Here is a 24,041-nt window from a genome sequence, read left to right on the forward strand (position 1 = left end):
TCGGGTCAGAACAAGGGGAACGTGGCACCGGGCGCCGGCTCGGGGCCGGTCGCAACAGCGACTGGGGCAGCCGCATCATCGGCCGCAGGCGCCCATTGTGGCGTAAAGAAGGCCTGCACATCGGCCAGGCTGCGGGTACGCCGGAACGGCGGCAGCGAATCGAGGAAGACCCGGCCATAGCCCCGGTTGAGCAGGCGCGGGTCGCACAGTACCAGCACGCCACGGTCGCTCTCGCTGCGGATCAGGCGGCCGACACCCTGCTTCAATGCGATCACCGCCTGCGGCAACTGCTCGTCGCGGAACGGATTGCCGCCCTGGCTGCGGATCGCCTCCAGCCGCGCCTCGTACACCGGATCGTCCGGCGCCGCGAACGGGAGCTTGTCGATCATCACCACGCTTAGCGCCTCGCCCACCACGTCCACGCCCTCGCGGAAACTGGCCGAGCCCAGCAGCACGCCATTGCCCGATTCGCGGAAGCGCTGCAGCAGCGTCGCGCGCGGCGCCTCGCCCTGCACGAACAGCGGCCATGGCCCGTCGCGCAATGCCTCGGCGGCCTCGCGCAATGCACGGTGCGAGGCAAACAACAGGAATGCCCTGCCCTGCGACGCCTGCAACACGGGCCGCAGGGTCTGGATCAACGCAGTACCGAAGCCCCGCGCAGCCGGATCAGGCAGGCCTTCGGGCAGGTAGCACAGCGCCTGCTCGGGCCAATTGAACGGACTTGGCTGCACCAGCGTGTGCGGATCGTCCAGGCCCAGGCGGGTGGCGATGTGATCGAAACCACCGCCCACGGTCAGCGTTGCCGAAGTGAAGATCCACGCGGCACGGCTGCGCTCGCGATGCTCACGCAGCGGACCGGACACATCCATCGGCGTGCGCTGGCAACGGAAACCACGCGGCGTAAGCTCGTACCAGAGCACATCGGCCGCACTGCTCGCTTCCGACGGATCGGTGTCGAAATCGAGAGTGGGTTCGTCATCGCCCAGCCAGCGGCTGAGCCGCGAGACCGCCTCGCGCGCCCGCGCATGACAGGCATCCAGACCCGCCGCCGCTTCGCGCAGCGGCTGCAATGCCTGCTCCAGGGTCACCAACCCTGCCATCACCGTATCGAATCCGTCGCGCACCTGTGGCATCGCCAGCGCGCGCCATTGCGTGCCACGCGGCGGCAGTCCCTCCATCGCCGAACGCAGCGCCAGCAGCGCCTGCTGCAACTGGTCGACCGGTTCCTGCAGCGCCGACTGCGCGCCGCCCACACCGCGTGCTTCAGCCAGGCAATCGCGCCCGAGCTCCTGCCACGGGCGCATGCCAAAACCCTCGCCGAAGAACTGCGCGGCCAGTTCGGGCAACTGGTGCGCCTCGTCGATGACGAAGGCCTGGGCGCCCGGCAGCAGTTCACCGAAGCCATCCTGCTTCAGGGCCAGATCGGCCAGCAGCAGGTGATGGTTGACCACCACCACATCGGCAGCCTGTGCACGCTGCCGCGCACGCACCACGAAGCAGTCATCCCAGAACGGGCAATCGGTGCCCAGGCAGTTGTCGACGGTGGAGGTGACCATCGGCAGCAATGGGGAGTCGTCGGCCAGCCCGTCGAGCTCGGCGATGTCACCGAACTCCGAGCGACCGGACCAGGCCAGGATGCGCTGGAACTGCGCGGCCTGCTCGGGACTGGAAAACCGCGGTTCGCCGCGCGCCTGCTGCAGGCGATAGCGGCACAGGTAGTTCGCACGCCCTTTCAGCAGCGCACTGCGCAGGCCGACCCCGAGTGCCTGGCGCACCCGTGGCAGATCGCGGTGGTAGAGCTGGTCCTGCAGCGCGCGGGTGCCTGTGGAGATGATGGTGCGCAACCCGGACAGCAGCACCGGCACCAGATAGGCAAACGTCTTGCCGGTGCCGGTACCGGCCTCGGCCAGCAGCAGATCACGCTGCTGCAGCGCATCGGCGATGGCTTCGGTCAGGTGCAGCTGTGCCGGACGCGGGACGAATGCATCCAGGTGCGAGGCGAGCGCGCCGCCGTCGCTGAGGGCTTCGCGGCTGGCATGGACAAGGTCGGACATCAGAGGGAAAGGATACCCGGCCGGGCGCTGCCCGGCACCCGTTTCAAGCCAGAGCACAAGCAACGGTAACAGCGGTCATGGCTCTGGGTTGCACTGAGGGCTGGGTGGGGGACTGTGGGTTTGCGGGGACGCCGTAAACCCGTCCTTGGGGGCTTGGCCGCGGCATCCATGCCGCGGACACCCCGCAAACCCACAGTCCCCCACCTTCGACAGTGCCCCGGTGACGGAGGCACGCGCTTCGTAGAGTCGAGCTTGCTCGACTGGGATGTCAAAAGCGGTTGAGGGAACGGGAAAAGAGGACGAACTACCGCGAGCGCGCGCAGCGCGCGACCCGCTTTTGATTTTGATTTTGTTCTTGCCTGCGGCCCGCGCGATGTATAGCGGGCCGGGTGGGTGGGGCGTGCAGGACCGTTGGCGCCATGGATGGCGCCATCGAGCCCCCAAGGTGAAGTGACCCCCGAGACTTGGACGGGGTCAGGCGGCCGATTGGGCCTGCTCCCGGTACTTTACCGGGCTCAGACCTTTCAGTTTCAGTTTGATGCGCTCTTCGTTGTAGTACTGGATGTATTCCACCAGCCCAGCTTCCAGACTCTCGATGCTGTCAAAGCTGTTCAGGTAGAAGAATTCCGACTTCAGCGTCCCAAAGAAGCTTTCCATCGCCGCATTGTCCAGGCAGTTGCCGCGCCGGGACATGCTTTGTTTCAACGAGTGCTTTTCCAGCATGTGCCGGTAGTTTTCATGCTGGTACTGCCAGCCCTGGTCGGAGTGGATCATGGGGCGCTCATCCGGGGGAAGCTTCTTGATGGCCTCCTCCAGCATTTGACCCACCAGATCAAATACGGGCCGACGCTTGATCTGATAAGCCACGATTTCGCCGTTGTAGAGGTCCATGATCGGCGACAGGTATAGCTTCATGCCCTGCACCTTGAACTCGGTCACGTCAGTCACCCACTTCTGGTTGGGCCGCTCGGCATGGAACTGGCGATTGAGGTCATTGCCAACCACAACATTGGCCGCCCCCTTGAAGGCCTGGTAGCGCTTTACGCGCACCCGCGATTTCAGTCCCATCTCCCCCATCAGGCGCTGAACCCGCTTGTGATTGGTCCGATGACCCTGATTGGCTAATTCCAGCGTCACCGTGCGATAGCCATAGCGCCCTTGGCTTTGATCGTAGATTGCACGGATGCGCTCGCACAGGGCTGCCTCATCCTGATCCGGATGGGCCAGGACATGGTTCTGGTAATAGAACGTACTGCGTGACAGCTCAGCTGCTTCGAGCAGAAGCGACAGCGTATGAACCTGCCTCAATCCTTGGACGGCTTGCGCTTTGCGTCCTGCGCCGCCTGCTCTTCCCGGATCAAGGCATCGAGTTTTTTTAGGTAGTCGGTCTCCGCACGCAGATAGGCGACTTCCTTGAGCAGCTCATCGCGGCTCATATCTTCAGGCGGCTTGGACGAACGGGTCTTCTTCATCGGCTTTCGGGGCGGCGGCGGAGGGGGTGCCAACGCTTGGGCACCGCCTTGAGCATACAGGCGCCGCCATCGCCCCACCGCGCCGGCATCGCCAATTTGAAAGTAGGTGGTGGCCTCGCGCCCGGACAGGCCGTCCTGGCTCATTTTCTCCAGGACAGCCAGCTTGAACGGGAGGTCATAGGACCGGGCCTGGCGATGAAATCCCCGCCTACCATGCAGCCGATAGGTCGCCACCCAGCGCCTGACCGTGGAGAACTCCAGGCCGTGGCGACGGGCAATGGCTTTGACCGATGTGGAGGTCTTGCAGGCCTCTTTGGCGACCTGCAGTTTGAAACGCGCGTCGTATTTGTTCATGTATCCCTCGGGGTTGGATCTGGTGTCCAACTCCCGGGGGTCACTTCAAGGATGGGTTTACGGCGTGTCCTGCACGCCCCACCTACCCGTCCCATCACCTGTATCCATCAGTGCGAGCGCGCGCCGCAGAGGGGGCAGCGCCCGATGGAGTGGAATACCTCAGTACCGCTTGATCCCCGGCACCGTGCAACCTTCAATCTGCGCATGCGCCGACACCGCATTTTCCTTCTCGCCGCGCGCCAGACGCGACTGCTCGATCGTCGCCCAGTGCCGGCGGCACAGCGGCCCGGTCTTCGAGCCCAGATCCACCGCCTTGCGCGCGAACGTCTCAGCCTGTGCCCATTGGCCCTGCAACAGCGCCAGCTCGGCACGCTCCTGCAGCACCGCCGGGTCACCGGCCACGATTTCCAGCGCGTGGTCCAGGCTGCTGGCGGCACCGGCCAGGTCGTTGGCCTGGCGCTGCGTCTGTGCGGTCACCCGCAGGTCTTCCACCTGCGAATCACGCAGAGGCTGCACCGACAGCTCCTTGTCGTCCGGACCTGCGGCCGCATCCACCGCAGCCAGGCGCTGTGCCGGCGTGGTGGTATCAACCGGCGGCTTGGCCACCGGCGGTGCGCTGCTGACGCAGGCGGCCAGGGCCAGGCTGAGGCCGGTCAGGGCCAGGGGCTGCAGCAGGGATCGCATGTTCATCGGCATCATCGGCTCGGGGGAGGAGTGGCGGCGGCGGGCGCCGCGGCAGGTTCAGCAGGCGGCTCAGGCTTGCGGTCCAGGCCGAACCAGCTACGCCAGCCACCGCCCTCGCCTTCGGCACCCTGCCCGTCCGGCGACACCGCCGGCGCACACGGTGCATAGGCCGGTGAATAGCCCACCACGAACGGGAAACGACGCGCGCCCGGGCAGCCTTCATCCGTGCTGTTGAGTCCGGTCGGCGCCACCGACTGCCAGTCCAGGCCCTTGTTGCTGACCCGCAGTGGCGCACTCGGCAGGCGCTGGAAGATGCCCGACCAGACCCGCATCGCGCCGGTGGCACCGTACAGGCCGGCCTGCTCGTTCTGGTCGTTGCCGATCCAGATCACCGCCAGATGATCGCCGGTGTAACCGGCGTACCAGCTGTCGCGGCCATCGTTGGTGGTACCGGTCTTGCCGGCCGGCTGCAGGCGGCCGAGGCCATCGGCGTTCAGGCGCTGCGCGGTGCCGCTGGCAACCACCTGCTGCAGGCCGACACTGATCAGGTTGGCGGCAATCGAGTCGCCTTCCTGGGCCGGTGCCGGGGTCTTGTCGTAACGCTTGAGCAGCTTGCCCTGCGGATCGAGCACGCCACGCACCGCATGCAGCGGCTGGATTTCGCCACCGGACGCGAGGAACTGGTACAGCTGGGCCATCGCGTACGGGCTCTGGTCGGTCGAACCGAGAATCACCGCCGGATTCGCCTCGGCCTTGATGCCGGCCAGCACGTGGATGAGCTGGGTCACACGCTCGGGGCCGACCTGCATGCCCACGCGCACCGTGGCCTGGTTGTAGGAATGCGCCAGCGCGTCGATCAGGCGCACGGTGCCGTGGCTGCGGTTGTCCGCGTTGCCCGGGTTCCAGTTGCGGCCGCGGCCGAGCTGGACGGTCACCGGTGAATCGTCGACCCAGCTGGCCAGCGAGTAGCGGTCCGGCTGCGCCAACGCGAGCAGGTACACGAACGGCTTCAGCAACGAGCCGACCGGGCGCTGTGCTTCGATCGCACGGTTGAAGCCGACCTCGGACACTTCACGGCTGCCGATCACCGCCAGCACGTCACCGTTGTGCACGTCGGTCAGCACCATGCCGGCCTGCAGTTCGGGGCGACGCTTGCTCTCCAGCGACTTGATGGTGCGGGTCACCGCGCCTTCGGCATAGGCCTGCGCGGACGGCGACATACCGGTCATCACGCTCAGGCCGGCGCCCTGCAGGGCAGATTCCGGATAGTCGTGACCCAGTTGGCGGCGGACCAGATCGACATAGGCGGGGAAGCGGTTGGCGGCAACCAGGCCCGGCGTCTTGGGCACGCCCAGCGGGGCCTTCAACGCACGCTGGTACTCGGCGTCATCGATCAGCGTGGCTTCGTGCAGTTTGCCCAGCACGAAGTTGCGGCGATCCAGCGCGCGTTCCGGATTGCGCCGCGGGTCGTAGAAGGACGGGCCCTTGACCAGGCCGATCAGCAGCGCGATCTGCTCGGTCTCCAGCGACTGCAGGTCGCGACCGAACCAGAACTCGGCGCCAGAGGACATGCCATGGATGGCCTGGCTGCCACGCTGGCCCAGGTACACCTGGTTGAGGTAGGCCTCGAAGATGGTGCGCTTGTCGTAGCGCGCTTCCATGATCAGCGCGTAGAGCACTTCGTTGAATTTGCGGGTAACCGTCTGCTCCTTGCCGATGCCGAGCAGGCCGCTGCGGGCCAGCTGCTGGGTCAGCGTAGAGGCGCCCTGGCGGCTCTGGCCACCGGAGCGGATGGTTACCCACACCGCGCGCGCGATGCCGGACAGGTCGATGCCGTGGTGGCGGTTGAAGTCCTTATCCTCCACCGCCTGCAGGCCGGTCACCAGCAGGTCCGGCGCCTCGTCCATGCGGATCAGGCGGCGTTCTTCCTGCTTCTGGCCGTACAGGGTGGCGATGCGGGCCGGGTCCAACCGCGCGGCCTTCAAGGCCTTGCGGTTGTCGGCGTCGCGCAGCGAGGCGACCGCACCATCGGCCAGTGACAGCTCGAGCCGGCGCGGGGCAACCCGGCCATCGACGTCGTTGTAGCCGCGGCTGGAGATGACGAAGCGCCCGCCGTTCACCGCATAGGTGGCCGGCTCCTTGCCCTGGCCGTCATCGCGGTAGGCGGAGGCGGCCAGCTCGGTCTTCAGCGTGGACGCATCCATCGCCTTGCCGGGGGTGAGCACCAGCGGGCGCGCGTAGACGCGCGTCGGGATCTGCCAGCGCAGCTCGCCGAAACGCTGGGTCACCTGCTGGTTCAGGTACAGCGTATAGGGAATGAGGAAACCCAATCCCAACGCGACCGCAGCCATGCTCCAGGTGATCAGCCGGCGCCGCCACAGCGGGCCGTTGTCCTGCTGGTCGTCGTCGTCGAAATCGTCGATGTCGTCGGAATCGTAGCGTCGGGGCACGGGAATGCGAGAATGTAGGGTCTGGCGAGTCTACCCCAGCCGCTGCGGCTGGCGAATTCTCCCGGGTTCCCCTGCTTAAGCTGGAGTTGCAACCGGATGGCGATGTCCCTGGCCGAGATCCGATACCTGATCAACCGCCTCACGGGCCTGGCCCGCCGGAGCCTGGCCAGCCTGCGTACCCGTGGGTGGCGGGCGACCTGGCAGCGCATCCGCGTGCATACCCAGCGCGCCGTTCCCGCGCCGCGAACGCCGCTGTTCCTGCCGCCGGCACAGGATTTCGCCCCCTTCACGGTGCCGTTCAGCGAAACGCCGGAAGTGAGTATCGTCATCCCGGTCTACAACCACGTCGGCCATACCCTGGCCTGCCTGCGCGCCCTGGCGGCACATCCGCCGCTGGCGGCGTGCGAGATCCTGGTCGTGGATGACGGCAGCAGCGACGCCACCGTGCAGTGGATGCCGCAGGTCGCCGGACTGCGCTATGAGGTGCGCGAGCACAACGGCGGCTTCATCGAGGCCTGCAACGATGGCGTGTCGCGCGCACGCGGCCGCTATGTGGTGCTGCTCAACAACGATACGGTGCCGCAGCCGGGCTGGCTGGATGCCCTGCTGGACACGTTCGCCAGCACGCCCGACGCCGGCCTGGTCGGCAGCCAGCTGCTGTACCCGGATGGCCGCCTGCAGGAATCAGGGGGTGTGATCTTCGCCAACGGCAGCGGCTGGAGCTACGGCCGTTTCGAGGCGGCGGACGACCCACGCTTTGCCAGCCTGCGCGACGTCGACTACTGCTCCGGCGCGGCGCTGATGCTGCCGCGCGCCCTCTGGCAGCAGCTGGGCGGCTTCGATACCCGTTACAAGCCGGCGTACTACGAGGACACCGATCTGGCCTTCCGCGTTCGCGCCCAGGGCCTGCGTGTGCTGGTGCAACCAGCCAGCCGGGTGATCCACGATGAAGGCACCAGCAACGGCACCGATACCGGCAGCGGGGTGAAGGCCTACCAGGTGCGCAACCAGGCCATCTTCGCCGCCCGCTGGGCCACCGAGCTGGCCCACCATCCGGCGGTGGGCGAAGTGCCGTCACCCGCGCTGCTGCTGCGTGGCCGACGCCAGGTGTTGATCCTGGACGAGGAAGTACCCCAGCCGGATCGCGATTCGGCGTCACTGCGCCAGGTGAACCTGATCCGCCTGCTGCTGCAGGGCGGCGCTCATGTGGTGTTTGTTCCCACCCGCCGCGAACATGGCGGTGCCGCCACCGAAGCACTGCAGCGGATGGGCGTGGAAGTCTGGTATGCGCCGTTCCTCGATGGCGTCGCCAGCTGGCTGCGAACGCACGGTGCGCGTTTCCACGTGGCGCTGCTGGTCCGCCACCATGTCGCCCACGAGTGCCTGCCGCTGCTGAAGCGCTATGCGCCGCAGGCCCGCACTGTGTTCGACACCGTGGACCTGCACTACCTGCGCGAACGTCGTGGTGCCGAAGTCGCCGGTGATGCCGGGTTGCTGCGCGCCGCCGAGCGCACCCGCGCCAGCGAGCTGGCGGTGATGGAGCAGTGCGACGTCACCGTGCTGGTCAGTGCCGCCGAGCGCGAGCAGCTGCAGGCCGACGCCCCTTCCGTGCAGGTGGAGCTGATCTCCAACCTGCACGACGTCGCCGGCGCCGGCAAACCGTTCGAACAGCGCCATGATCTGGTGTTTGTCGGCGGCTTCCGCCATCCGCCGAACCTGGATGCCATGGAGTGGTTCATCGGCGAAGTCTTTGCCGGCATCCGCGCCCGCCTGCCCGAGGTACGCCTGCACTGCATCGGTGCCGCCACACCGGAATCGCTGCTGGCATTGGCCGCACGCCAACCCGGCGTGCAGATGCACGGTTTCGTCGAGGACATCACGCCCTACATGGACGGCGCACGCATTTCCATCGCGCCGCTGCGTTTCGGCGCCGGCGTGAAGGGCAAGATCAACCTGAGCATGGCCCATGGCCAGCCGGTGGTAGGTACCACCTGCGCCGTGGAAGGAATGCACCTGCACCCGGGCCAGGACGTGCTGGTGGCCGATGATGCGGCGGGCTTCGCCCATGCGGTGGTCCGCCTGTACCAGGATCCGCAGCTGTGGCAGCAGTTGTCCGACGCCGGCCTGGCCAACATCGCAGAGCACTTCTCCCTCGACGCTGCCCGCGCGACCGTGCAGCGGGTGTTCTTCACCTAATCCGGGCGACCGCCGGCGCGGCGCAGGCGGTCTTCGAACGCCGGCAGCTCGGCCAGGTCCGGTTGCAGCAACCGGGCCTGTTCGGCGGCGTGTGCCGCGAAAGCCAGATCGCCGTTGCCGAGCCGTTCGCTGCCGATCGCCAGCCAGCGCTGGGCCAGGCGCAGGCGTGCCGAGGGAAGCCCGGCCGCGGTCGGCGACAGGGTCTGCCACGCCTGCAGGCAGGCACCTGCGGCCTGCACGCGGTTCTGCCGCAGGTTGTCGTCGAAGCAGCGGCGACTGGCAGGCAGCAGCCGCGCTGCGGCAGCCTTCACCCGTGCATCGCGTGGCGCCAGTGACTGCGCTTCGCGCAACGCGTCGAACGCACTGTGCCCGGGGGGGCTGATCCATTGCCCGGCACGTTCGGCGCGCTCGATCCTGCGCAGGTGGTCGCGCAGTTGGCGCTCGCGCTGCGTGTTGCTGACCGCCGGCTGCTGCAGCGCCTTCTGCGCCTGTTGGGCGCGCTGCAGGCGTTGCGCGAGCTGCTGTTGCGCCGCCGGCGAAGCACCCAGTTCCACTGCCAGTGCGGCATCGGCCTGCGCCGCTTCGAACTGGAAATCGTCGGCCTGCTTCTGGCTGCGTGCCAGCACCGCCTGCAAGGTCTGTTCGCGGCCGCGCTGGGCACTGGAATCATCAACCGCCACTGCCAGCACGGCGAGGAATCCCTTCGCTGCGGATTCCAGCTGCCGACGCTGCAAGGCGCGCTGGGCCTGGCGCAGGCGCTGGTCGACGGCCTGTGCCAATGCTTCCTGGCTGGCGGGCAGATCGGCGTGGCCGGCATCGAACTGGCGCGCACGCTGCAGCATCGCGGCTGCCTGGGCCAGCTCGCCGCGCCCGGCCAGGATGCGGGCCTGCTGCAGCAGATCGCTCAGTGCGTCCTCGCGACCTTCCAGCGCCGGCAGATTGTCCGGCTGCAGTACCAGGATGCGCTGGAACAGGGGCAGCGCGCTGCTGTCACCGTCGTCCAGCCGGCCCGCTGCAAAGGCGTTGCGCGCCTGCGCCAGCAGTGCACCGATGCCGGCGCCTGCGCTGCGCCGGGCCTGCAGCTGGCGTGCCACGGCGTCCGCATCGCCCTGCGGCACCTGCAGTTCCCGGGCCAGTGCCAGTGCCTGCGCGCTGCCTTCGAGGTCGTTGGCCTGCAGTTTTTCGCTGGCCTGCTGCAGGGCCGCGGCGCCGGTACGGGCCAGCCCCTCACGGGCCTGCGGACGATCACCATCCAGCGCCAGCACGGCCTGGTAGCGCTCACGCGCACCACTGCCATCGGCGGCACTCAGCCGCCCGGCCGCCAGTGCGCGATCGCCTTCGGCCAGCAACTGTTCAATCTGAGGCTCATCCCAGAACCAGTCGGCCAGCGGCTTGCGCAGCAGCACCAGCAGCACGAACACCGCCAGCGCGGCGACCAACGCCCAGCGCCACACCCGGCGCGCGTGACGTGCCTGCAGCCACCACCAACGGCCTTCGCGGCGGACGCGGTCCAGCGCAGGATGTTCAGCGCCATGCGGGCGATGCGGAGGCTCGCGTTCCATGCGTGCAGGGTAGCCGGGGCAGCGTGAAGCTCAGCCGAGGCGACGCGCCTCGCTCACGCCGGGCAGCGCATCCAGCTTGCCCAGCAGGGTCGACAGCTGGCCGTAGTCGCTCACCTTCAGGCGCAGGCGCAGGTGGGCACGGCCACTGTTGCGCACGTTGTCACTGTGGATGTCGAGCACGTAGGCGTCTTCCTGGGCGATCAGGTTGGTGATGTCCTTCAGCAGCCAGCGGCGGTCGACCGCAGTGACCACCACGTCCACTTCGTAGCCGCCACCGGCCTGGCCCCACTCCACCGGCAGGATGCGCTGCGGGCTGGTGGCTGCCAGCCGGGCCAGCGCGGCACAGTCTGCACGATGCACGGTGACACCCCGGCTACGGGTCAGGTAGCCGACGATCGGTTCACCGGCCACTGGCTGGCAGCAACGCGCCAGCTGCACCAGCAGGTTGCCCACGCCCTGCACGGTGAACTTGGACTTGCCCAGGTTCTCGCGGCGCGCGGTCGGCCGCGGCAGGGCTGGCGCGGGCGCCGGCTGGCTCGCTGCACGTTCGGCTTCCAGCAGGGTACGACTGACCTGGTTCGGGCCGGTGTCACCCAGCGCCACCTGGATGTAGAGGTCGTCAACGCTGTCGGCATGGAACTTCTTCGCCGCCACCGCCAGATCAGAATGCTGCAGGCCCAGACGCTTCAGCTCGCGCTCGAGCAGTTCGCGCCCGGCCTGCACGTTGCGCGCGCGGTCGAGCTTGTGGAACCAGCTGCGTACTTTTTCGCGCGAGCGGTTGCTGGCCAGGAAGCCGTTGGCCGGCATCAGCCAGTCGCGGCGCGGATCGGCCTCCTTGCCGGTCAGGATCTCGACGCGGTCGCCGCTGCGCAGGCGGTAGGTCAGCGGCACGATACGGCCATTGACCTTCGCACCACGGCAGCGGTGGCCCACCATCGTGTGCACCTGGTATGCGAAATCGAGCGGCGTGGCGCCCTGCGGCAGGTCCAGCACCTCGTCCTTCGGGCTCAGTGCATAGACCCGGTCCTCGGTCAGCTCGGCATCGAGCGCCCCGGCCAGTTCATTGCCCTGCCCGTCCTGCGCCTGCTCCAGCAGCTGGCGCATCCAGGTGATCTTGCGGTCGAAGGACTTCTCCGCGCCCTTGCCGCCTTCCTTGTACTTCCAGTGCGCGGCCACGCCCAGCTCGGCCTGCGAATGCATCTCGTGGGTACGGATCTGCACTTCGATGGTGCGCCCTTCCGGGCCGACCACGGCGGTATGCAACGAGCGATAGTCGTTGGCCTTGGGCCGGGCGATGTAGTCGTCGAACTCGCTGGGCACCGGCGCCCACAGTGCATGCACCACGCCCAGCGCGGCGTAGCAGGCGGCGACATCGTCGACCATGACGCGCACCGCACGGATGTCGTACAGCTGGTCGAACGCCAGCCGCTTCTTCTGCATCTTCCGCCAGATGCTGTAGATGTGCTTCGGGCGGCCACTGACCTCGGCCTTGATGCCCTGCGCGACCAGTTCGCGCGACAGCACCTTCTTGACGTTCTCGACGTAGCGCTCGCGGGCGATGCGGGTTTCGTCCACCTCCCGCGCAATGCGCCGGTAGGTCTCCGGTTCCAGGTGGCGGAACGCCAGGTCCTCCAGCTCCCACTTCAGCTGCCAGATGCCCAGGCGGTTGGCCAACGGCGCATGGATGTCGCGGGTCAGCTGCGCCAGCGCGCGGCGTTGCTCGTCGTCCAGCCTGTCGGCCGCGCGCATGCGCGCCAGCTGCCGCGCCAGCAGGATGGGCACCACGCGCAGGTCACGGATGATCGCCAGCAGCAGGCGGCGCAGGCCCTCGCTGTTGCGCCCGGCCTCGCGGCCGGCGTGCAGCGCCCACACCGGATCGGCCGCATCCTGGCCATCCAGCAGGCCGATCACTGCGGCCTTGTGGTTGCCCAGCGGCAGTTGCTCCAGGCTGGCGCGCAGGCCGGGCAGATCGAACAGCAGGGCCGCGACCACCGCGCCTTCGTCGGCCGAGAGCATCGCCAGTGCGTCGAGGGTGTCGCCCAGCACCGACCAGCTGGCGCGCATCTGATGGTCGCAGTCCGGCGCTTCCCAGTGCCCGCGCAGGGCCTGGCGCAGCGGAGCAGGCAGCACGGCTGCCGAGGGGCGGTTCAACAAGGCATCCAGGCCGGGGACGGAAGCGCGGTTCACAGCATCGAGCAGGCAAGACAGAGGCCCCTACACTAGCGCCGGCGCCGTTCAGGGACAATCACCGCGGCCACCATCACCCGGCATGAAGACATGCCGCTACACTCGCGGGCAAACCCAGGAGAGTCCCGACATGTCCTCGATCGTCCCGCGTTTCCGCCTACGGCTGCTGGCCTGTGCCGCACTGTTGCTGTCCCTGTCGGCGCCTGCGCTGGCCCAGCGCGTGGTGGAGGGTGACCTGCAGCAGCAGATGTCACCGGCCGAGTTCAAGGCGGCCGGCCTGGACAAGCTCAACGCGCAGGAACTGGCCACGCTGAACCGCTGGCTGCAGGGCAAGGTCGAAGCGGCCACTACCCAGGCGGTTGCGGCCGTACGGGAAACGGCGCGCGAGGAAGGCCGTCAGGAAGTGATCGTGAAGAATCGCGGCTTCTTCGATTTCGGCAGCAGCGAGCCGATCACCGGCGTGCTGCAGGGCGAGTTCCGCGGCTTCGGCAAGGGCCGCGTCTACGTGCTGGACAACGGCCAGGAATGGGAGCAGACCGATGCAAGCACCCTGGCCGGTGTGCGCAAGCAGTCCCCCGCCGTCAGCATCAAGCCCGGTGTGATGGGCGTGTGGTACCTGAAGGTCGACGGCGTGAACACCCAGCCGAAGGTGCGCCGAACCAAGTAACGCCGTGACGTTGCTGCAGAGCCGAGCGTGGGCTCGGCTCTGCAGCAACGACGTCACGCCTGGCGCAATGCGGTCACCCGCTGCGCCAGCTTCTTCGCCGAGATGCCGGTGCGCGCACCCAGCTCCTGCGCGAACAGCGATACCCGCAGCTCTTCCAGGTCCCAGCGCAGGGCCTGCCATTGCGGGCGTTCGCGCAGTCCCTGCTGCTCCCCCGCTGCCAACGCCTCCAGGAACGGATGCAGTTCCAGCATGCGTGCCTGGTCACGTGGCGGATCACGCTTGGCACGCTCGGTACGCAGGATCATCGCCTTCAGGTAGCGCGGGTACTGCGCCAGCGAGTCGGCCGGCGTGTCACGCAGGAAGCCGGGATGGATCAGCCCGACCAGCTGCGCTTCCATGTCGTCCAGATTGCCGCGCGCCCAGCCCATCAACGGTGCTTCCAGCATCGGCTTCAGTTCCGCCACCAGCGCCAGGATGGTTTCGGCCAGCTTCAGCCGCGACATGGCCTCGCCGAACAGCGCCTTGGCCGCATGCTCACGACGCTGCTCGAAGGCTGCCGCATCGCGGATGTCTTCCAGCCCCTCGGCCAGCACCGCGTTCATCGCCGCATCGACCAGGTCACCACGCAGGCGCTCCTGCGACTCGATCGCCGCATACAACAGGCCGGTCTTGGCACCGACCGGCAGCTGCTTGCGTGCCTGCTTCACCTTCTCGGCCAGGGCAATCTCCAGCAGACGGCGCACGCCCAGCGGATGGGCCTCCAGCGCCTGCTGGCGATCGGCGAAGATGCGCAGCGCCACGCTGTCGCCCTCGTCCAGCAGCGCCGGATAAGCCGGCACGCCCGCTTCACCGGGTACCTGCAGCGGAATCGGCGTGGCCGGGAACGTGCGAAGGCCATCGGCGGCCATCTCGCGCCCAGCGCGTGCAGCGAACGCATCGCCGGCACGACCACCGAATTTCGCGCGCAGCGTGTCCAGATCGCGCGAGGTCGCCAGCACCTTGCCCTGCTCGTCGCGCAGCCGCAGGTTCATGTGCAGGTGCGGTTCGATCGAACCAGGCTCGAAATCGAGCGCGGTCACCGTTGCGCCGGTCGCACGTGACAGGAAGCGCGCCAGTTCGCCGGTAATGGCATCGGCGCTGGGCTGCGGGAACGCCTCGTAGAACGCGCGGCCGAAGTCCGGTGCCGGCACGTAGTTGCGGCGCATCGCCTTGGGCAGGCTGCGGATCAGTGCCGAGGCCTTGTCGGCGACGAAACCCGGCGCCAGCCAGCCCAGCTGCACCGGGTCCAGTGCGTTGAGCAGGTGCAGCGGTACGTCCAGGGTCACGCCATCGTCGTCGGCACCCGGTTCGAAGCGGTAATGCAGTGGCAGGCGCGCCTGGCCCAGCGGCAGGTACTTCGGATAGCGCTCCTGTTCGCTGCCCTCACCCGGCAACAGATCGACCAGCGACCAGTGCAGGGTCTTGCGCTGTTCCGGCGCCAGCCCCTTCCACCAGGTATCCAGCCCCGCGGCCGAATGGATCTGCGGCGGCACCCGGTCCAGGTACCAGCGCGCCTGCCAGTCCTCGTCGGCAACGATGCCAGCACGGCGCAGCTTGGCTTCTTCCTCGCGGGCGATCTCCAGCACTTTCTGGTTGTCGGCCACGAAGCTGGCGCGGGTGTTGATCTCACCGGTCACCAGTGCCTGGCGCACGAAGATGTCGTGCGCTTCGCCCGGCGCGATGCGGCCGTAGTGCACCGGCTTCTTCGGCGCCAGCACCAGGCCGAACAGGCTGATCTGCTCGGAAGCCAGCACCTGGCCCTGCGCGCGCGACCAGTGCGGGTCGAAGTGCTTGCGCAGCAGCAGATGCGGCAGTTCGGCGATGACCCAGTCCGGCTCGATCGCGGCCAGGGTCATGCCCCACACCTTCTGCGTATCCAGCAGATTGGCCACCAGCAGCCACGGCGGCGGCCGCTTGGACAGCGCCGAACCCGGGAACGGCAGGAAGCGGCGCTGGCGTGGCGCCTGGAAATCGCCCTTCTCGGTGCGGTGGCCGATCTGCGTCGGCAGGCCCGCCACCAGCGCCCGGTGCAGGGTCTGGTAGGCGGCGGCGCGCATGCGTTCGCTGAAACCGCCGCCAACCGGCGCCTGTTCCTTCTGCGCGCGCACGGCCACCGGCGCCGGTGCGGCCTCGGCCTTGCCTTCGCGGGCCAGGCGCGCGGCGCGGTGCAGCTGGCCCCGGGTGGCTTTCACCGCCGCCGCGTCGTCACGCGCCGGTGCCGGCGTACTGCTGCCGGCCAGCAACGGCGCCATCGACGCCTCGCTGGCCTCCTCCTTCCAGCCCAGTTCCTCGCACAGCAGCCGCAGCTGGCGATGCAGCTCGCGCCACTCGCGCATGCGCAGGAAGCCGAGGAAATGACGTCCGCACCAGTCGCGCAGCTTGGATTGGGTCAGGTCTTCATGGGCCTGCCGGTAGGCATCCCACAGGCGCAGCACGCCAACGAACTCGGAGCGGCCATCGGCGAACTGCGCGTGCGCGCTGTCGGCCGCACCACGCGCTTCGGGTGGGCGTTCGCGCGGGTCCTGGATGCCCAGGAACGAGGCGATCACCAGCATCGGCCGCAGGCAGCCTGCGGCCTGCGCGGCCACCAGCATGCGCGCAAGCTTCACGTCCACCGGCAGGCGTGCCATCTGCTTGCCGATGGTAGTCATGCGCCGCTCGGCGTCGATCGCGCCCAGTTCGGTCAGTTGCTGCCAGCCATCGGCCACCGCACGCTCGTCCGGCGCTTCCAGGAACGGGAAATCCTCGATGCGGCCCAGGCCCAGCTGCAGCATGCGCAGGATCACCCCGGCCAGGCTGGAGCGGCGGATTTCCGGATCGGTGAATTCGGGCCGCGCCTGGAAATCAGCTTCGGCGTACAGGCGGTAACAGATACCTTCGGCGATACGTCCGCAGCGGCCCTTGCGCTGGTTGGCGCTGGCCTGCGAGATCGGCTCGATGTGCAAGCGGTCCAGCTTGTTGCGCGGGCTGTAGCGCTTGACGCGGGCGAAGCCCGGATCGACCACGTAACGGATGCGCGGCACCGTCAGCGAGGTTTCCGCCACGTTGGTGGCCAGCACGATGCGCCGGTTCGGCCCGGGGTTGAACACCCGGTCCTGGTCCTGGTTGGACAGGCGCGCGTACAGCGGCAGCACCTCGGTGTTGCGGTACTTGCGGCGCTCCAGCGACTGGTGCGCATCGCGGATCTCGCGCTCGCCCGGCAGGAAGATCAGTACGTCGCCGCGCGCATCCAGGCGGGTGATCTCGTCAATGGCCGACACGATGGCGTCGTTGACGGTGCGTTCGCCCTGGTCTTCGCCCTCGCCTTCCAGCGCGCGGTAGCGCACTTCCACCGGATAGGTACGGCCTTCGACGCTGATCACCGGCGCATTGTCGAAATGCTGGGCGAAGCGTTCGGTGTCGATGGTGGCCGAGGTGACGATCAGCTTCAGGTCCGGCCGCTTGCGCAGCAGCTGCTTCAGGTAGCCCAGCAGGAAGTCGATGTTGAGGCTGCGTTCGTGCGCCTCGTCGACGATGATCGTGTCGTAGTTCGACAACCAGCGGTCACTGGCAATTTCCGCCAGCAGGATGCCGTCGGTCATGAACTTGATGCGGCTGTCTTCGCTGACCTTGTCGTTGAAGCGCACCTGGTAGCCGACCAGCTGGCCCAGTTCGCTCTGCAGTTCCTGCGCCACGCGGCTGGCCACCGCACGTGCGGCAATCCGTCGCGGCTGGGTGCAGCCGATCATGCCGGCCTGGCCACGGCCTGCGGCCAGGCACAGTTTCGGCAGCTGGGTGGTCTTGCCCGAGCCGGTTTCACCAGCGATCACCACGACCTGGTGGTCGCGGATCAGCCCGATGATGGCGTCGGCTTCACGCGCAATCGGCAGCTGCGGGTCCAGAGTAATGGACGGCTGCTGCTGCGCCCGTGTCATCCGGCGCTGCACCGACGCCTGCAAGGCCTGCTCGAAAGTGGCGGCCAATGCCGCATCCTGTGGCTTGGCCTGGCAACGCGAGAGCATCCCCAGCAAACGGCCCCGGTCGCGGCTCATGGCGCCGTCGATGGCGGCGCGCTGTTGGCGCAGGCGGGGCGATGGATTTTTATCGATAGAGTTCATCAATCGGTTCGTTCAAAACTTTGAAAGCGACCAGTCATCACGACCGGTTTATTGTGAAGGCCAACGATTCCACAAGGAGGAACCCCATGGCGAAGACCAAGAGCACGACCAAGGCCAAGACCGGCAAGCAGAAGCTTGCAGCGGCGGCACCGTCGGCGCCGAACATCGATATCGGGATCACCCAGGGCGACCGCAAGAAGATCGCCGACGGTCTGTCGCGCTTCCAGGCCGATGCGTTCACGCTCTACCTGAAGACGCACAACTTCCACTGGAACGTGACCGGGTCGATGTTCAACTCGCTGCACACCATGTTCGAGACGCAGTACACCGAGCAGTGGGCGGCACTGGACGACGTGGCCGAGCGCATCCGCGCGCTGGGCTTCAATGCCCCGGGCTCCTACCGGGAATTCGCTGCGCTGACCTCGATCGCCGAGGAACCGGGCCTGACCGACAGTGCGGACTGGCGTGAAATGGTACGCCAGTTGGTGGTCGCCAACGAAGCGGTCTGTCGTACGGCACGTGAAGTGCTGGACGTGGCGGCCAAGGGTGACGACGCCCCGACCGAGGATCTGATGACCCAGCGCCTGCAGACCCACGAGAAGTACGCCTGGATGCTGCGCTCGCTGCTTCAGTAAGAGTTTGGGGGCCCCGGCAGGGCTGCGCCCTGCACCCGCAGAGGCCTTGAAGCCAAGGCCAGAGCCAGAGCAGAAGCTGGCTATCTGTGGGTTGGCGGGGTGGGGTCCGCTCTGGTAGGTGTCGACCTTGGTCGACACGGATGAATTCACTCGATATCTGAAAGATGTGTCGACCAAGGTCGACACCTACCAACAGCCGCGTGAACCTGTCGAGGGCGAGGCGGTGTCGGATTGCGGGGTGTCAGCCGCATGGATGCGGCTGCCAAGCCTACACGGACGTACTTGCGGCGTCCCCGCAATCCGACACCGCCCCGCCAACCCACGGATCACCCCAGAGCCGGCTGTTGCCTTTGACGTTGCTCTGGCTTGAAGGCTTCTGCAGGTGCAGGGCGCAGCCCTGCCGAACCCCCGCCGGGGTAAACTAGCCGGATGGCTTCCCGTCCCGCGCACGACCTGCTTCAACGCGTCTTTGGTTACGACGATTTCCGTGGTCCCCAGCAGGACATCGTGGAGCATGTGGCTGCCGGTCATGATGCCCTGGTGCTGATGCCCACCGGCGGTGGCAAGTCGCTCTGCTACCAGGTGCCGGCCCTGCTGCGTGACGGTTGTGGCATCGTCATCTCGCCGCTGATCGCGCTGATGCAGGACCAGGTCGAAGCCCTGCGCCAGCTCGGCGTGCGTGCCGAGTACCTGAACTCGACCCTGGACGCCGAGACCGCCGGCCGCGTCGAGCGCGAACTGCTCGCGGGCGAGCTGGACATGCTCTATGTCGCTCCCGAGCGGCTGCTGACCGGTCGCTTCCTGTCGCTGTTGTCGCGCAGCCAGATCGCCCTGTTCGCCATCGACGAAGCACACTGCGTGTCGCAGTGGGGCCATGATTTCCGCCCCGAATACCGCCAGCTGACCGTGCTGCACGAGCGTTGGCCACAGATCCCGCGGATCGCGCTCACCGCCACCGCCGATCCGCCGACCCAGCGCGAGATCGCCGAGCGCCTCGATCTGCAGGAAGCACGCCACTTCGTCAGCTCCTTCGACCGCCCCAACATCCGCTATACCGTGGTGCAGAAGGACAACGCCCGCAAGCAGCTGACCGATTTCCTGCGCGGCCACCGCGGCGAGGCCGGCATCGTCTACTGCATGTCGCGGCGCAAGGTCGAAGAGACCGCCGAATTCCTCTGCGGCCAGGGCTTCAACGCCCTGCCCTACCATGCCGGCCTGCCACCGGAAGTACGCGCCAGCAACCAGCGCCGCTTCCTGCGCGAGGATGGCATCGTGATGTGCGCCACCATCGCCTTCGGAATGGGCATCGACAAGCCGGACGTGCGCTTCGTCGCGCATACCGACCTGCCCAAGTCGATGGAAGGCTACTACCAGGAAACCGGTCGCGCCGGCCGCGATGGCGAGGCCGCCGAGGCCTGGCTGTGCTACGGCCTGGGTGACGTGGTGCTGCTCAAGCAGATGATCGAGCAGTCCGAAGCCGGCGAAGAGCGCAAGCAGCTGGAGCGGTCCAAGCTGGACCATCTGTTGGGCTACTGCGAATCCATGCAGTGCCGCCGCCAGGTGCTGCTGGCCGGTTTCGGCGAGACCTATCCCCAGCCCTGCGGCAACTGCGACAACTGCCTGACGCCGCCGGCCTCGTGGGACGCGACCATTCCGGCGCAGAAGGCGCTGAGCTGTGTCTATCGCAGCGGCCAGCGCTTCGGCGTCGGTCACCTGATCGACGTCCTGCGCGGCAGCGAGAACGAAAAGGTGAAGCAGCAGGGCCACGACAAGCTCAGCACCTATGCGATCGGCCGTGACCTGGATGCACGCACCTGGCGCAGCGTGTTCCGCCAGCTGGTCGCCGCCAGCCTGCTGGAGGTGGACAGCGAGGGCCACGGTGGCCTGCGCCTGACCGATGCAAGCCGCGACGTGCTGACCGGCCGCCGCCAGATCAGCATGCGCCGCGACCCGGCCAGCAGCACCAGCGGGCGCGAGCGCAGCGCGCAGCGCACCGGCCTGTCGGTGCTGCCGCAGGATCTGGCGCTGTTCAACGCGCTGCGCGGCCTGCGTGCCGAACTGGCCCGCGAACAGAACGTGCCGGCCTTCGTGATCTTCCACGACAGCACTCTGCGCAACATCGCCGAACAGCGCCCGACCAGCCTGGACGAACTGGCCCGGGTCGGCGGCATCGGTGGCACCAAGCTGAGCCGCTACGGCCCGCGCCTGGTCGAGATCGTGCGCGAAGAAGGGTAGCGGCTCTACATTGGTGCTGGTCCAACCTTGAACCGGCCATTCAGCCGGAAGTGCATCCGCGCCCGCTTGCAGCTAGATTAGCGCCATGTCCCTGGCCTCGACCCTGCTCCGTGTCGTGCTCATGCTCAGCCTGTTGCTCAACGGGCTGAACGCGGCCATGGCCAGTGGTCACGAGGAAATGGGCCGGATGGCGCACGCCGTAGCCACTGCTGTTGACGGCGGCACCGCCGACTGCCACCACCACGCCGGCATGCAGGCCGACGAGGCTCCGCAGGCCAAGGCCCCCGCCCATGACGCTCATTGCCAGATCAAGGACTGCGTGCGCAGCTGTGCCCAGCACCCGCTGCTGGTAGTGCTGCCGTTGCCGGTCATGGCCGGCCCGGCATTGTCGCTGGCCCCGCAGCCGATGCCGGCTAATGGCCGCCCGGCGCCGCCGCTGCCGCCGATCTCGCGTCCTCCCATCGGCTGATTCCACACGCATCGTGCGCCCTGCGCACCGCAGCCGGCCGCCTGCCGGCGTCTTTACGTGTCTGGAGTCACCACCATGAATACCCGCATTCCCCCCGGTCCGGGCGCTGTGCCCATGCCGTCGCGCCGCCTGTTCGTGCAGGGCCTGGCCGCCGGCGGCGTGGTTGCCGGCATCGCCGCTGTCGGCGTGCCGCAGCGCGCGCTCGCCGCCGCCACGGCCGCCCCACGGCTGGCCGGCGCCCCCGCCGTGCTCAGCGACACCCGCATCGAACTGGCCATCGGCGAATCGCTGGCCAACTTCACCGGCCGCACCCGCCCGGCGATCACCGTCAACGGCTCGCTGCCGGCACCGATCCTGCGCTGGCGCGAAGGCCAGACCGTCGACCTGTTCGTGCGCAACACGCTGGAACGCCACCCGACCTCGATCCACTGGCACGGCATCCTGCTGCCCGCCAACATGGACGGCGTGCCCGGCCTGAGCTTCAACGGCATCGGCCCCGGCGAGACCTACCACTACCACTTCGAGCTGAAGCAGTCGGGCACCTACTGGTACCACAGCCACTCCATGTTCCAGGAGCAGGCTGGTCTGTACGGCGCGCTGATCATCGACCCGGCCGAACCGTCGCCGTACCACCACGACCGCGAGCACGTGATCATGCTGTCGGACTGGACCGACATGGACCCGGGCGCGCTGTTCCGCCGCATGAAGAAGCTGGCCGAGCACGACAACTACTACAAGCGCACCCTGCCCGACTTCCTGCGCGACGCGAAACGCGACGGCTGGTCGGCGGCGCTGTCCGACCGTGGCATGTGGGGCCGGATGCGGATGACGCCCACCGATATCTCCGATATCAACGCGCATACCTACACCTACCTGATGAACGGCACCGCCCCGGCCGGCAACTGGACCGGCCTGTTCCGCAGTGGCGAAAAGGTGCTGCTGCGCTTCATCAACGGCGGGTCGATGACCTACTTCGACGTGCGCATCCCCGGTTTGAAGATGACCGTGGTGGCCGCTGACGGCCAGTACATCCACCCGGTCAGCATCGACGAATTCCGCATCGCTCCCGCCGAAACCTACGACGTGCTGGTCGAACCCACCGGCCAGGATGCGTTCACCATTTTCTGCCAGGACATGGGTCGCACCGGCTACGCCGCCGGCACGCTGGCGGTTCGCCATGGCCTGCAGGCACCGATTCCCGCGCGCGACCCACGTCCGTTGCTGACGATGAGCGACATGGGTCACGACATGGGCAGTGGTGGCCACGGCGGTCACGACATGGCCGCGATGAAGAGCATGGAAGGCGGCTGCGGCGCCAGCATGGGCCACGGCGCGCACGGCGGCGGCGATGCCGCCAGCAAGGCACCGAAGCACCCTGCCAGCGAACGCAACAACCCGCTGGTGGACATGCAGAGCTCGGCCTCCGAACCGAAGCTGGACGACCCCGGCATCGGCCTGCGCGATAACGGCCGCCAGGTGCTGACCTACGGCGCGATGCGCAGCCTGTTCGAAGACCCGGATGGCCGCGAGCCGAGCCGCGAGATCGAACTGCACCTGACCGGACACATGGAGAAGTTCTCCTGGTCGTTCGATGGCATCCCGTTTGCCAGCGCCGAACCACTGCGGCTGAACTACGGCGAGCGCATGCGCATCGTGCTGGTCAACGACACCATGATGCAGCACCCGATCCATCTGCACGGCGTGTGGAGCGATCTGGAAAACGCACAGGGCGAGTTCCAGCTGCGCAAGCACACCATCGACATGCCGCCGGGCACCCGCCGCAGCTATCGCGTGCGCGCCGATGCACTCGGCCGCTGGGCCTACCACTGCCATCTGCTGTACCACATGGAAGCGGGCATGATGCGCGAAGTGAGGATCGAAGAATGAGCCGCTCACTGCTTTCCCCCAGCCTGCTGGCCCTGGGCCTGGCCGCTGCATTTCCGGTGTTCGCGCAGTCGCACGCTGGTCACGACATGGCCGCGATGGATCCGCCCGCGAAGACCGTGAAGGCACCGGTCGAACCGGTCGATCATTCGAAGATGGATCATTCGAAGATGGATTCGGGCGCGATGGACCACTCAGCCATGGATCACTCGAAGATGGACCATGGCGCGAGGCAGCCGGCGACGATGGACCATTCCACGATGGATCATTCCACGATGGACCACGCCGCGATGGGCCACGGATCGCCTGCACCGACCGAACCGCGCGAACCCATCCCGGTGCCGACCGACGCCGACCGCGCCGCGGCCTTCCCGCCCATCGCCCACGGTGCGATGGAGCATGCGCCGGAGATCAACAGCCTGCTGCTGATCGACCGTCTGGAACATTGGGATGGCAAGAGCAGCAATGGTCAGGCCTGGGAGGCGACCGGTTGGATCGGCGGCAACATCAACCGCCTGTGGCTGCGCACCGATGGCGAACGCAGCCGTGGCCGCACGGAATCGTCGTCACTGGAAGCACTGTATGGCCGCAGCGTGTCGCCATGGTGGGACGTGCTGGTCGGCGTGCGCCAGGACTTCCGCCCGGCCGACTCGCGCACGTGGGCGGCGGTCGGCATCCAGGGCCTGGCGCCGTACAAGTTCGAGAGCTCGGCCACGCTGTACATGGGCTCCGGCGGCCAGGTGCTGGCCAAGGCCGAAGTCGAGTACGACGTGCTGCTGACCAACCGCCTGATCCTGCAGCCGCTGCTGGAAGCCACCGTCGCGGCCAAGGACGAGAAGGAGTACGGCATCGGTCGTGGCCTGAACAAGGTCGAAGCCGGGCTGCGACTGCGCTATGAGTTCAGCCGCCGCTTCGCGCCCTACATCGGCATCAGCCACGAACGCACGTTTGGTGACACCGCCGACTATGCCGGTGACCACGCGCGCGACACGCGCTGGGTGGCTGGCGTGCGCATGTGGTTCTGAGCAGCAGATCGTGAGCAATGGCCAGCCCCGG

General features: G+C 67.6%; 14 protein-coding genes. 7 read left to right on the forward strand and 7 right to left on the reverse strand.

What is annotated here, in order from left to right; genetic code table 11:
• Positions 1-5: 5 nt before the first annotated feature.
• From ACSYAO_RS16850 to mrcB, 4 genes are all read right to left on the reverse strand, one after another.
• Entirely contained in the window at positions 6-2,054 is a 2,049-nt protein-coding gene (locus ACSYAO_RS16850; RefSeq protein WP_149909239.1) for an ATP-dependent DNA helicase, read from the reverse strand.
• Between the two features lie 474 nt (positions 2,055-2,528).
• Positions 2,529-3,880 (reverse strand): IS3-like element ISStma2 family transposase gene (locus ACSYAO_RS16855; RefSeq protein ID WP_197656034.1). Its coding sequence is split into 2 segments (ribosomal slippage): positions 2,529-3,433 and positions 3,433-3,880, totalling 1,353 coding nucleotides; the frame shifts between segments, so codons are not numbered across the junction.
• A gap of 159 nt (positions 3,881-4,039) precedes the next feature.
• Entirely contained in the window at positions 4,040-4,579 is a 540-nt protein-coding gene (locus ACSYAO_RS16860; RefSeq protein WP_080356554.1) for a hypothetical protein, read from the reverse strand.
• On the reverse strand, positions 4,576-7,014 hold the full coding sequence (gene mrcB, locus ACSYAO_RS16865; RefSeq protein ID WP_049462627.1) for a penicillin-binding protein 1B: 2,439 nt from the start codon (positions 7,012-7,014) through the stop codon (positions 4,576-4,578). The genes ACSYAO_RS16860 and mrcB overlap by 4 nt, the downstream gene beginning before the upstream one ends.
• Positions 7,015-7,110: 96 nt before the next feature.
• Here mrcB and ACSYAO_RS16870 point away from each other — a divergent pair, with 96 nt between their 5' ends.
• Positions 7,111-9,210 carry a glycosyltransferase gene (locus tag ACSYAO_RS16870; protein ID WP_049462626.1) on the forward strand — a complete coding sequence of 700 codons (2,100 nt, stop codon included), beginning with the start codon at positions 7,111-7,113 and terminating at the stop codon, positions 9,208-9,210.
• Here ACSYAO_RS16870 and ACSYAO_RS16875 read toward each other — a convergent pair.
• Positions 9,207-10,772, reverse strand: a complete 1,566-nt coding sequence (locus tag ACSYAO_RS16875; RefSeq protein ID WP_049462625.1) for a hypothetical protein — start codon at positions 10,770-10,772, stop codon at positions 9,207-9,209. The two genes, ACSYAO_RS16870 and ACSYAO_RS16875, sit on opposite strands and share 4 nt — an antisense overlap.
• 30 nt (positions 10,773-10,802) lie before the next feature.
• Positions 10,803-12,959 (reverse strand): RelA/SpoT family protein, encoded by a 2,157-nt coding sequence (locus ACSYAO_RS16880; protein WP_149908696.1) that lies wholly within the window; start codon positions 12,957-12,959, stop codon positions 10,803-10,805.
• A 130-nt stretch (positions 12,960-13,089) separates the two neighbouring features.
• Here ACSYAO_RS16880 and ACSYAO_RS16885 point away from each other — a divergent pair, with 130 nt between their 5' ends.
• Complete coding sequence (locus ACSYAO_RS16885) at positions 13,090-13,626, forward strand: hypothetical protein (RefSeq protein WP_032130197.1); 537 nt, start codon at positions 13,090-13,092, stop codon at positions 13,624-13,626.
• Between the two features lie 53 nt (positions 13,627-13,679).
• Here ACSYAO_RS16885 and hrpA read toward each other — a convergent pair whose 3' ends face one another.
• On the reverse strand, positions 13,680-17,762 hold the full coding sequence (gene hrpA / locus ACSYAO_RS16890) for an ATP-dependent RNA helicase HrpA (RefSeq protein ID WP_149908697.1): 4,083 nt from the start codon (positions 17,760-17,762) through the stop codon (positions 13,680-13,682).
• Positions 17,763-17,848: 86 nt separating this feature from the next.
• On the opposite strand from hrpA, the gene ACSYAO_RS16895 reads away from it, so the two are divergent.
• From ACSYAO_RS16895 to ACSYAO_RS16915, 5 genes are all read left to right on the forward strand, one after another.
• A complete protein-coding gene (locus tag ACSYAO_RS16895) occupies positions 17,849-18,397 on the forward strand; it encodes a Dps family protein (protein WP_006439098.1) in 549 nt (182 codons plus the stop codon).
• Positions 18,398-18,826: 429 nt separating this feature from the next.
• On the forward strand, positions 18,827-20,632 hold the full coding sequence (gene recQ, locus ACSYAO_RS16900; RefSeq protein WP_049463264.1) for a DNA helicase RecQ: 1,806 nt from the start codon (positions 18,827-18,829) through the stop codon (positions 20,630-20,632).
• An 85-nt stretch (positions 20,633-20,717) separates the two neighbouring features.
• A complete protein-coding gene (locus tag ACSYAO_RS16905; protein WP_049400501.1) occupies positions 20,718-21,101 on the forward strand; it encodes a CopL family metal-binding regulatory protein in 384 nt (127 codons plus the stop codon).
• Positions 21,102-21,176: 75 nt separating this feature from the next.
• On the forward strand, positions 21,177-22,988 hold the full coding sequence (locus tag ACSYAO_RS16910) for a copper resistance system multicopper oxidase (protein ID WP_149908698.1): 1,812 nt from the start codon (positions 21,177-21,179) through the stop codon (positions 22,986-22,988).
• Entirely contained in the window at positions 22,985-24,010 is a 1,026-nt protein-coding gene (locus ACSYAO_RS16915; RefSeq protein ID WP_149908699.1) for a copper resistance protein B, read from the forward strand. Before ACSYAO_RS16910 ends, ACSYAO_RS16915 begins: the two co-directional genes overlap by 4 nt.
• The last annotated feature ends 31 nt before the right edge of the window (positions 24,011-24,041 follow it).

The sequence above is a fragment of the Stenotrophomonas sp. STK16_22 genome (genome assembly GCF_051984505.1).
GTDB lineage: Bacteria > Pseudomonadota > Gammaproteobacteria > Xanthomonadales > Xanthomonadaceae > Stenotrophomonas > Stenotrophomonas maltophilia_A.